This window comes from Opitutus terrae PB90-1, from assembly GCF_000019965.1.
GTDB lineage: Bacteria > Verrucomicrobiota > Verrucomicrobiia > Opitutales > Opitutaceae > Opitutus > Opitutus terrae.
In genome coordinates this window covers 3,956,592-3,968,678 of record NC_010571.1, presented here as the reverse complement: position 1 = coordinate 3,968,678, position 12,087 = coordinate 3,956,592, and the positions used below count along the sequence as shown (strand labels likewise).

Genomic DNA, 12,087 nt, shown 5'->3' with positions numbered 1-12,087 from the left:
AAAAAACGGAGGCGGATCGAGCGTTAGCTGGCCGGCGGGGGTTCGGGGTCGCGCGCACCGATCGGCCGGTCCGCGATGATCACCTCGTCGATGGTTCCTTTGAAAAAGTTGGTGCCGGTCATGCCGTCGTGGATCGAGCCGATCACGAATGGAGCCGTGGCGGAGCTGGAAAGCTGCGCGTCAGCTCCCGTGGACCAGCTCGCAACCATGGTCCAGTTGACGAAGAGCGTCACCGTGCGCGCCGTCTTGTCGTAGAAACAACCCACGTGCGTCCACGTGTCGCGCGGGAACTCCTCGTCGTCGTAGTTGATCACCGTGCCGCTGGCGCCGGTGGTGGCTGCGCCGAGATAGTTACCGTCCGCCGAGAAGCCGAACCAGAACGTTTCCGCACCCGCAGTGCCGGTGGACTTCGAAATGATCGTGGGCCGGTTCGTCGCCGTTGAGTCGAGTTTCACCCAGGCCGAGACGTAGATGTTGCCGCCGAGCCCAGCCGCAGTGAGATCCGCCTGGCCGACGCTGATGGAATCGTCGCCGTCGAACTGATAGGCACTGTTTTCGTTCCAGTGCCGATCCGTCGTGAGCGTGGCGCCGCTCACCGCACCGTCGGCGGTTCCAATCACATCCGTGGCATCGCCCGTGAAGGGATAGTGGTGCAGCGTGCCCTCCTGGATCCATTGCGCGCCGTTCTCGAGTGTCAGCGGGTACTGAAGCAGCACCAGGGGATCCTGGCTCCGCACGAGCGCCGGCCCGCGGACCGTTGCATTTCGCAGCAGCACAACGCCCCGATAGGTGTCACCCACGTGCGCCGTATCGGCGAACGAACCGTCGTCGGTCACGGTCAGCGAAGCGGCATCGTTCCCTGCGACGCGGAAGTACTGCGGCGTCGAAAAATCCGGCTGGACCCAGAGTCCACGCAGCCCAGCCGCGCCGGTCGTCATATTGGGCAGGGGGAACGCTGCACTGGAGTCGAAGAGTGTGGTCCCACTCAGGGACGTGATTGTCCCCCACCCAACTCCGCGCAACGGAGTGCCGCGTGTGCCCGAGACACCGCGTCCATCGATGGTGAGAACGCCCGCGCCCGCGAGATCGAGATCGTGGCTTTCGAGGTAGATCGTGCCAGCGCTGCCGTTGTGCTCGGATCCATCGAGGCTCGCCCCGCCGGCCGCCTGAATCGATTGCTCGTCGAACCCGAGCGAATACCCGCCGTAATAGATGGCAATGCGGCCGCCTCCGCCCCCGCCGCAGGACGCACCCGGACCCGCTCCGCCGTTGGCGCGAATCGAACCGGAACCGGTCATGCTGCCGACCTCGAGCCAAATACTCCCGCCAGCTCCACCGCCGGGTGAACCGCTTTCGCCGTCAGCAGCGATCTCGCCTTCGAGCGAAACACTTGCCGCTGTCAGCAGGAGGAAGCTGCCTCCCGCGCCCCCGTAGGCGGCGCTCCCGGCTCCGGCGCCCGGTGCCACTGGCGAACGGAAGTCACCGTAGACGTCGCACACCGCTGACGACGAGCTACCGCCAAACCCACCGTGGCTCCCGCCGGCGGTGGAGGCATTGAACGGGATCAGGCCGAAGGTGTAGCCCTGCGGATAACCCTTTCCGCTCACGTCGATCTGACTGGTGGCGTCGATGTTCACCGCCGCCGCCTCGATGGTGAGACCGTGTTCCACCGCGATGGTGGTCGCTGCCGACGTCAGCTCCGAATAGTCCGCCAGCGTGACCGCCCCACCAGCGGTGAGGTCCTCCGCCACCAAGCGCGAGCTGTCCAGCGACACTGCACCGGCGGCGTGGATCACACTGCTCGTCAGCACCGCGTTGTTGCGCAGCGTCACCTCGCCGGAAGCGTCGATTGCGGGCACAGTCAGCTCGATGCCGTCGAGGCGAATGTCGCGGTAGCTCGCGTCGGCCGATACTTCCAACCTCACGGGAGCGTTGTCGGATTGCGCGAGGTCGAGTGAAATCGGGTTGGGATCGTCGGAGTAGTCAGGCTGCTGCGAAGCGTCGTAGCGGTTCCCAAACCAGATCGCGGTGGCGGGCGCGTTGGACGAATACCCCGCGTTGTCGATTCGGAGCTGCCCCGGCGTGCTGCCGCCAAGCTCGACAAAGACGGTGCCGGCGCCTCCCGGCTGGCTGTCGCTAGCCCAATAGTTCCGGCCGCCGTTGGCGTGGATCTGGTCCTCCGGATTGAAACCGCCCCTCAGCTCGCCCGCGTACAATGCCACGCGGCCACCGCCGCCTCCGCAATCGGCATTTCCACCCCGAACATTGATTTGACCGGCGCCTTCCAGACTTGCCACGTCGAGCAACACGCTCCCACCCGCGCCTCCGTTGTAGCCAACCGCCCAGATATCCCCCGCCAGGATCATCCGGCCGGTGCTGATTTGAATGGCGCCGCCGCCTTCGCCGCCGCTGCCAGGCGCGCCCAGGCTGGGTCCACTACCGAGTGCGATGGGATACCGGAAATCTCCGTAAACCTCAGCGCGAACGCCTCCGGTGCTGCCGCCATAGCCGCCGTGACTCCCGCCCGAGATATCGCTGGTCGAGGTCGAATAGACCACATTGCCGTGAGTCCGGGCCCTCTGGTAACCACAGCTACTCACGTCGATTTCGCTGCCCTCCGCGATCTCGACAAACGCAGCCGCGGAGATCTTCAGCCGGTATTCGTTGGTTTCGGTCGCTGCTGGATGCGTGATGGTCGCACCGTTGATGAGCCGCAGGCTGTTCATGGTGTACTCGCCCGCCAACGTCAGGAAAGTTCCGTCCACCACCACATCGGCATCCGACGGAATATCCGCGGGGGTCAGGCTCGTTTGGGAGGTGACCGTTAGATCTGGTGGCGGCAAAACCGTTACCATCGCACTGACCACCGCCGACTCGGTGCCATACACGTCGCGGAATTTCACGTAGAGCGTCTTCTCGCCCAAGCCCGACGACAGCGTGATCGGGTATGGATCATCTTCGTAGGCATTGAGCGGCCGCCAATCGGTCTCGGAACTCCCCGCAAAGGTCGGTGACTCGCTGATCAAAACGTGAGACGCACCCTCCGCCCATCCATACAGCTCGGCCGCCGCAGTGTAGACGTAGTTCCCCCCCGCCATCCGAACCCAAGGATTGCGCGGCGGTCCGTCGTCGAACCGCATCGGGCCGATTGTTGTCCACTCCGAGTAGTTAACGCCGTCAAACGCCCGTACTCTCAGGTAAAACTGCGTCGAGTCCGACGATCCGGTCAGGTCCAGGGTGTAATTGGAGGAAGCGTGATGGTCGCTTTCACCCACGGCCGTATTCCATCCCCAGTCGGCGGGATTGAAACTGTATTCAACTTCATACGTGAGCTGGCTGGGCGGCGTGTCGGGATCGGTGGACTCCAGCCAATCGACCGTGACCGAAGTGCTGACCGTCCCGGCCGTCGACGGTAGAACCAAGGTGGGTGGCGCCGGGGCGTAGCTCTCGTTGAAGAGCAAGGCCATGACTTGCCGGTGCGACAGTGTCGTGTCCCTGAGCAGGACGTCGTCAATCCGGCCGTTCCAGCGGCTTTCCGTGGCCGGATCGTCCACGAGACGCGAGCCGCCCACGAGGAGTGAATCCGCGTTGCTCATCACGAACCCGGCGGGCAGCGGCACGACGTTGACCATGACACCATCTGCGAAGGCGCGGATTCGCCCCGCCGCCCGATCGACCATCAGGACGTAGTGGCACCAGCGTCCTGGGTCGAAGCCGTAGTAGCTACCAGCCGGCAGGAACGGAACCGTCACAAGTTGGCCCGCGTCGCTGCGAAGTCCGAACTCGATTACGCGGGTCGTTGCGACGTAGCGGGCCCACAACGCCCCTGCGGAGCCCTCGTCACCCTTGCCGAGGAAATAGTGATCCAGGCTCTGTTCCCACGAATTCTCATCGGCGAGCAGCCAGCAGGAGATGCTAAACGAGCCATTGAGGATCGTGGCGAGCGAACCTGAGCTCACCGAGACCACCCGCTGCAAGCTGCCATCGAGGGCGAGCGCCTCGGCCGGCTCGGCGTAGCGCGAAGCGCCAAATGTGGGTGCGGTCGCCGAAGTCGCGAGCGCGCCCGCCGAATGATCGAGGACCTCGCCACTGAACGGGAGGAACAATCGCGCCGTGCTCTCGAGCTGTGAAAGGATGGGCGTCGCCTCGGCCCGGGTCAGTTCCAACGGCTGGTTGATCTGTTCGATATACTCTGTCCCGTAATCGCTATTCCAGCCGCACCCGGGCTCGGCCTCCACCAATCCGCCGACGATGACCAGCGTACCGTTGGTCCAGAGCGAACCACTCCGTTTCAGCTGGAGGCTGGAAAGAAGAGTGACCCCACGGTATCGCGCCCCAACACTCGCGGTCTGCGCGAACGTGCTACCGGGATCGGCCACGGTGAGTGAGGTCCCGTCGTTCGTCGTGACGCGGTAGTAGTACGGCAGTTCGATATCAGGCTGCACCCAGCAACCCGCCGCCCCAATATCACCGATCGCGGGGTCGTCTACAGGGAGGTAGACATTGGCATCGATCAGTCGCGTATTGGCCGGATCAAGCGCGGTGACGGCCGGAGTGTATTCGTAGAAGGTGGTATTGAGCGCGTAGATCGGGGTGGAGCCACCGACGGTTCCGCCGTTGTCGACAATCAGGTCGCCCGCGCCGGTCGGATGCACACCGACCTGCTCGAGATAGATCGTGCCGGCTCCGCCGTTGTTCGGTCCAGCCGCACCCTGATAAGCGGTCCCGCCAAAAGCGTGAACCTGCTCGAAATCGTAGCCACTCGCATCCTGGTAGAGAATCGCGATCCGTCCGCCACTACCTGCGGCGGTGGCTGCACTCGTGTGATCAGCGCTACCACCATCCGCAGAGATCGTCCCGGTTCCTTCGATCGTGCCGACGTTGAGCCAGATGCCGCCGCCGCTTCCGGCGCCATTGTAGCGGTTCTCCTCCGTTGTGGCGTCCTTTCCTCCGCCGTTCGCCAAAATCGCGCCGTGGAGCTTGAGCGCGCCGGCGGTGAGGCGGACGAGGCCACCGCCGTCTCCGCCCGGATTCGACGCCCCGGACGATCCGCCGCCCGAGCCCAGTTGGGCCGGATTGGTGAACTGCCCGTACGCGTATCCGGCGCGGTTCTCGTAATTAGCGTCCGAACGACCACCCCACGCTCCATAGCTACCACCGGCAACGCCAACCGAGCCCTCGAGGTTTCCGTAAGTCCGGCCCGCTTTCGAAGCATTGCCGGCACGATTGCCGCCGAGATAACCGTGCTCGCTGACGTCAATTCGACTCGACGCATCAATTTCGACGGTATCCTGCACCGTGAGGTTGAGGACGTGCTCTTCCGTCGCCGTCGTCTCGGCCGACGTGAGCACCGCGCCGTTGGCCAGCGTCAAACTCTTGATGGAGTGCGAACCGATGAGCGTCAGCGTCGCACCGTCGATCGTGACCTCGTTTTCGCTGATCCACTCGCCCGGGTTCACAGTCCGATCCGCGGTCACCACGATGACCGTCGGCGGCAGCAGGACGGTCAAAACTGCAGATTCGCTCGTGACTGAACCAGCGCTATTCGCAACGACGACCGAGTAACTGCCGGCATCCCTCGCGGCCACGGCGGGGATCGTGTAGGTCGCACTGGTCGCCCCGGCGATGGCGGTCCCGTCCTTTTGCCATTGATAAGTCGGCGCCGGCACACCCGTCGCGACCACCGTGAACGACACCGGAGCGCCAGCGTCGACCGAAGCTCCCGCCGGCTGGGCGGTGATCGCGGGCGGGACCGCGACCGTGAGCACGAACGTGCCGCTCGTGATCGAGCCGCCCGGATTGGTGGCTACCACGGAATACGAGCCGGCGTCCTCTGCGGTGGCCGCGGTAATCGCGTACCCGGCGCTGGTCGCACCCGGAATATCGGTGCCATTCTTCCGCCACTGGAAGGTCGGCGATGGCGCGCCACTGGCCAGGACGGCAAAGGCCGCGCCCTCGCCCACCTTCGTCGTAACCTCTGCCGAGCCGTTCGTCGCTAGGATGACGGGCGTCGGTTGACCGTTGAAGGAGGCCGCGGTGAACGTCGGCGCGATAAACGTGACGGTATACGTCGCCGTGAAGAGTCCGCTCTCGTTGTGGTCCGGGGCATACGCCCGCGCGCGCAGCGTGCCTGACTCCAGGATCGTGATGGGGCCGGTGTAGAGCGTCGCGTCTGGCGTGGGCTCGGCGCCATTGAAGGTGTAGTAGATCTGCGCGCCACTTGCCGGCGTGCCCACGGTCAGCGTCACCGTCGAGCCCGCCGGGAACTCGGTCGCGTGGCCCGTCGCGTAAAGCCGGGCCGACGGGATCGTCGTGGTCGATTGGCCCGGATAGCTCCAACGCAAGCGCGCCGTGGCACCGCCGCCGCCGTCGAAGTGCTCCAGCCTGATCGGATAACGCTGGCCCGCTTCGAGGATGATCGACGCACTGGTGTCGACCGTGTCGCCGTGTCCAGTCCAGTTGCTGATCAACTGAGTGTTGTTCACCCACAGCCGGATGCCGTCGTCGCTGACGGTGCTGAACACGTAGCCGCCGGTAACCGGCGCTTCCACGAAGCCCTCCCATCGCACGGAGAAGCTGTCCGCGTTCACCTGGGCCGCCGGCGCGCTGTTGCCCCAACCGAAGTCCACGACCGCATCCGTGCGCACGAGCACCGGGGCTCCGGAAACGCTGGTGTTGTTGAAATACTGCCCTTGCAGTCCGCCTGGCAGGAAGATGCCCGGCGTGGCACCGACCGGGGTGGAAACCGTGCTACCAAAGGATTGTCCCGAGATTAGCTGTGATTGTGGAACCGGCGCAGCCACGGTGGACAGACCGGACCAGCTGAACACGAGCTGCGGCGTGACGGCGGAACGACGCTGATATTCGATCCGGACCGCATACCGTGTCTCGGAGGTGAGATCTCGCGTGAACGTCAACGTGCGGCTGGTCGAACCGGTCCAATCGTCGATCACCAGGTCGCCGCCAAACCACAGCCGGACGCCGCCGTTCGTCGTCAGTGTGAATGTATGCGGCTCCGTGAACTGCGCGAGCAGTTCGCCTTCCCAACGGGCGCTGACCTCGTTGCCCTGCCAGCCCGTGGGCAGCGTCAGGAAATCCGGGTTGTTGACCTGGGCGTCGATCCGCCGCGTGCTGCTGCCGCTGAAGTCAGCGGCTTTGAAGTATGTCGCGGCGAACCCGGAGAGCGGAGTCACTGCCGCCGGAGCCGCGCCAACGCGATACAGCGCCGCGGAGTCGAGCCCATGCACGACCGCGTTGTAGGCGCGCGCCCGGATCAACGCCGGCTGCGTCAGCGTGATCGGCCCCGCATACGTCTGCGCGGTCGAATCGAGCGGCTCCGTGCCGTCGAGGGTGTAGTAGATCGTCGAGTTCGAAAGCGTGGACGAGAGGCTCACGCTCACGCCCGGGGCGTAGAGTCCAGACGCGGGCGAGAAGTCCACTCCCGGCCGCGGGATCGGGAGGCGTACATAGCCCGACGTCCAGCTGATCGGCGCCGCCGTCATGATCAGATCCCACGTGGCCCCAGCATCGGCCGACGTGTAGTACTTAATGAACAACGGCAGATTGTAGCCACCGTTGTAGTTGATCTGGCAGGCGGCGAGGATGGCAGAGATCTCCACCGGCTGCGGCGTGACGATGATGTAGGCGCCACCGGGGGTGACTCCCACCGGATAGCTGTTGACGATGGTGTCGGTGAGCTCCGACAAAGTGCCGCTCGTGACCGCTGCCGTAGTCGTGACTGAGCTGCCATTCAGGTAGTAGCGATTCCCGCCGACTTCGAATGCCAGTTCGGTCAGCGTGCCGGTGCCCGGGCTGTTACTCGGACCAACCTCCACCTTGTGGTAGGTCACTGCTCGCGAGAACGTCTGCGACAGCGGCTCGAAGTCGGCGATCAACAGACCGCTCGGTGTGTGAGCGTCGGCATAGGTGCGAGCGCGCACTTGCACCGGCTCGGCGAACGTGAACGGCGTTGAATAGAGCAGTGATTCCTCCGTAGGCTCGCTTCCATCCAGCGTGTAGCGGATCTGCGCGCCGGTCGTCGGTGTCGTCGCACTCAACGCGACCGTGACAACGTCCGCATAGGCCCCAGCCGCCGGTGTCGCTTTCGGGGTGGAAGCGATGGCCGAATACGACAGGCCGGAGGCGAACTGCGACTGCGGCACGGACGTGCGCACGAGCGAATTGCACGTCCAGTCGAGCGTTAGCTCCACGGTGCTGGTCTTGCGCTGGAACTCGAGCCGGACCGGGTAGCGGTTTCCAGCAACCAACGCGCGTGTAAACGTAAGCTCGCGGCTGCCGCTGTCGGACCAGCTGTCGATCACCAGCTCGCCATCGAACCACAGTCGCACACCGCCATTGGTCTTGAGGAAGAACTGGTGGCTCTCGTTGAACTGCGCGACGAGTTCGCCGGTCCACTGCGCGCTGGCCGAGGTTCCCTGCCAATCGGTGGGCAGCGTGGCGAAGTTCGGATTCGCGATCTGGGTGTCGATTCGTCGCGTGCTGCTGCCGGAGAAATCCGGGCCGCTGAAATACGTGCCGGCCACGCCGGACAGTGGCGTGACAGGTTCGGGCAGGTTGCCGATCGCGTAAAGCCCGCCGGCTTCATTGGTGGTAGCGGTCTCGCCGATGAACGCCTTGGCGCGAATCCGCGTCGTCTCCGTCACGATAATCGGTTCGATGTAGCGGGGTGAAACGCCGCGGACCGGCGCGGTGCCGTCGGTGGTGTAGTAGATTTCCGGCGTCGGCGCGATCGCATGCAGTGTTACTTGCAGCGGCGGACCGTAAATTCCAGGCGCCGGCAGCGCCGTGAGCGTCTCCGCGCCGACGTTGTATTTGCGCATTAGGCTCAGTTGCACCATTGCCCGCTCCGTCTCGGACAACACACGATCGTAGACAATCACCTCGGCAATGTCGCCGTAGAGCGACCCTTGGCCGTCGGTATAGCCGGCCCCGATCACGGGATCCGACCGGAAGCTTACTGAGTTCGAAGCGGAGGTGTAGAAGGTCTGGCCGTTCTGTCGCAACTGCCAGAGACCACTCTTCGCCGCGACGCCGTAGAGATGATAACCCGTGAGCGGCACCGCCGGTTTAGGAACGGTATAACTGCTGCTCGAACCAAACGTCTCGACAATGCTACCACCGCCGTTCGGATACCGCTGCACGACGCCCGGCGGGCTAAAGTTCCAGATTCCTCGATCGCTATTGTCGGAAGCCATTTTGACGATCGCGAACCCCTCACCTTCGGACGCATTCGCCATCAGGCTGACGGGGAGCGCTAGCCGTTGATCACCGGCGAAGCGGACGACCGGGCGGCCATTGGCCGCGTTGGCTACGAGGGTCGGATGCGAACCCACATTCGCCGGAGCGGCACCGCGAACGGTTGGACCGGAGCGATCAGGCCAATAGTCGACCGGACCGGGCAGCAGTCCGTCATCGGCTTTGAGCCACAAACGCATTCCTGCGGTTGGTATGTCGGCGGCAATGCCAGCTGGGACTGTGACGACGGCTTCATCGCTATAGCCGGATACCCCAGCGTAGTTGCGCGCTCGCACACGATAACGATAGCTGGTGCCGCCAACGGCAGTGCTGTCTTGATACCCCAAGCTGTCCGCCACTGAGGCGATTGGTGCGAAGGCAGGCTCGCCGTCCGCCCGTCGCTCCACGTCGAAAACATGGGTGCTCGTCGTGCCTGCGCAGGCCCATGCCAGACTCACCCGTCCCGCACTCAGTCCTGTGACCGCCAGATTGGTGGGTACCGACGGTGGCGCCACCAAGGCATATTTGCCTACGAGGTACCGGCCAACCGCCTCCCGTTCCAGTTCGCTCAGCTTGCGACTGTAAACCAGCACTTCCGCGACGTCACCGTTTAGCGTACCTTGCCCGTCCGGATAGCCGGCGCCCAGCACCGGATCGGGACGGAAGCTCACGGTGTTGCCGCGGGCGCTGTAGAACAGCCGGCCGTTCTGCCGCAATTGCCACACGCCATCGCCCTGCGCCGTCGTGTTGTAGAGGTGATAAGCGGTGAGAGGTGCGGCCGGCTTGGCCGCGACGTAGTAGCTGGTGCTGCCAAACGTTTCCTCAATGAGTCCGCTGCCATTGGCGTAGCGTTGTACTCGACCAATCGGACCGAGGTTCCAGATTCCTTGGTTCGTGTTCTCCGCCGCCGTTTTTACGACGACGAACCCGTCGCCTTCGCTGGCGCCGGACATAAGGTTTCCGGGTAGCACCAACCGTTGATCTCCGGCGAAACGCACAACGGGCCGTCCATTGATTGCGTTCGCCACCACCGTGGGCCGATTGGTCACATTCGCGGGCACGGCGCCTCGCATGCCCACCCCCGACTGATCTGGCCAATACGAGAGTGGGCCCGTGGCGAGACCAGTATCGGCTCTCAACCAGAGCCGCAGTCCCGTGGTCGGTACTCCCATGCCCGCGACATCCGGAGTCGTGACGGAAATCTCGGGGCTATAGCCGGAAGTCCCCGCGTAATTACGAACCCGCACGCGATAGTAGTACTCGGTGCCCGGCTGGGTCTCGCCATCCTGGTACCCGATGCCGTCGATCACCGTCGCCACCAGAGTGAAGGCGGTTTCGCCGGCAGTCCGCCGTTCGATCTCGATGGTTTGCGCACCGGCTGCAGTATCCGCCGTCCACGACACGCTCACCTGCCCGTCGCTCAGCGCATTGGCGACGATCCCCGGCGTTGATGGTGCGGTGAACAGCGCGAACTTTCGGCCAAGGTATACCCCCACGGCTTCTCGTTCCGTTTCGCTCAAGACGCGGTCGTAGATCAGCACCTCTGCGATGTCGCCATTGAGCGAGCCTTGCCCATCAGTATAGCCAGCCCCGATCACCGGATCTGTACGGAAAGCGACGGTGTTGCTGGCAGACGTGTAGAATGCGCGTCCGTTCTGCCGGGCCTGCCAGAAACCTGCTTTGGCTGTCACGCCATAGATATGGAACTGGGTGAGTGGTACCGCAGGTTTGGCGGCGCGGTAATAGCCGTTGTTGCCGAACGTTTCCTCAATAACTCCGCCACCGTCCGGATAGCGCTGAACACGACCTGCCGGACCAAGATTCCAGATGCCTTGGTTGGAGTTGTCGGTTGCCATCTTGACTACGACGAACCCCTCTCCCTCCCCGGCGCCGCTCATAAGATTGGCCGGGAGGTTCAGCCTCCGGTCGCCTGCAAAGCGAACCACCGGCCTGCCATTAACAATGTTAGGTATCAAAGAAGGCTGATTCCCCTCGTTGGCCGGAACGGCACCGCGCACCGCGACCCCGGAAGCGTCTGGCCAGTACTGAATCGGCCCGGAATCCGAGTTCTCGTCGGCCCTCAGCCATAGCCGCAAGCCGCCTGTCGGCATGACCTGCGAACAGTTGTCAGGTGTCGTGACACTCGCCTCAACACCTGATGCAGCCGGACCCGCATAGGTCCGGGCCCATATCCGATAGCGATAGGTCGTCCCGGCGAGAGCGGTATTATCTTGGTAGCCCATCGCCGCGATATCTCGGGCCAACACGGCGAAATCGGCGTCACTAGCGAGTCTCCTCTCGATATCGAATACCTGAACTCCGTTCCCGGCGACCGGTGTCCAAGCAAGACTTACCTGCGTGTTGCTCACTGCCGTCGCAACGACGCTGGTCGGCGCCGCAGGCACGGAAATGAGTCCGTATTTCTCTGTGACGTACCGGCCGACGGCCTCACGTTCGGCGTTGGTCAACACCCGGTCGTAGATGATCACCTCGGCGATGTCGCCTTGCAGCCCGTTGCTTGAACCACCCGACGCCGTGCCCAGTGCGGGATCGCTCCGGAACCCCACCGTGTTGGATTGACGGCTGTAGAAAGCCCGGCCGTTCTGCCGCGCGATCCACTCGTTGGCCTTCGCCGAAACGTTGTAGAGGTAGTAGGTGTTCAGCGGCAGGGGCGGCAGTGAAAACTGGTAGTTCGAGTTCGAACCAAAGTCCTCGTGAATCCGGCGGTAACTCCCATGCGGATGGTAGTTGTCTTGCCCACTCGATCCAATTCTCCACACCCCAGGATATTGCCCGCTTATCGGCTCCATCGACTTCATCACCACGAACGCA

Annotated in this window: 1 protein-coding gene (cut by a window edge); it reads right to left on the bottom strand. The window is 63.9% G+C overall.

Annotated features, from left to right (window positions below; translation table 11 throughout):
• Window positions 1-23: 23 nt before the first annotated feature.
• On the bottom strand, window positions 24-12,087 hold the 3' end of the coding sequence (locus OTER_RS25575; RefSeq protein ID WP_148218143.1) for an Ig-like domain-containing protein. The gene runs 32,627 nt beyond the window's last position; only the last 12,064 of its 44,691 coding nucleotides appear in the window; its start codon lies off the right edge, out of view; its stop codon occupies window positions 24-26.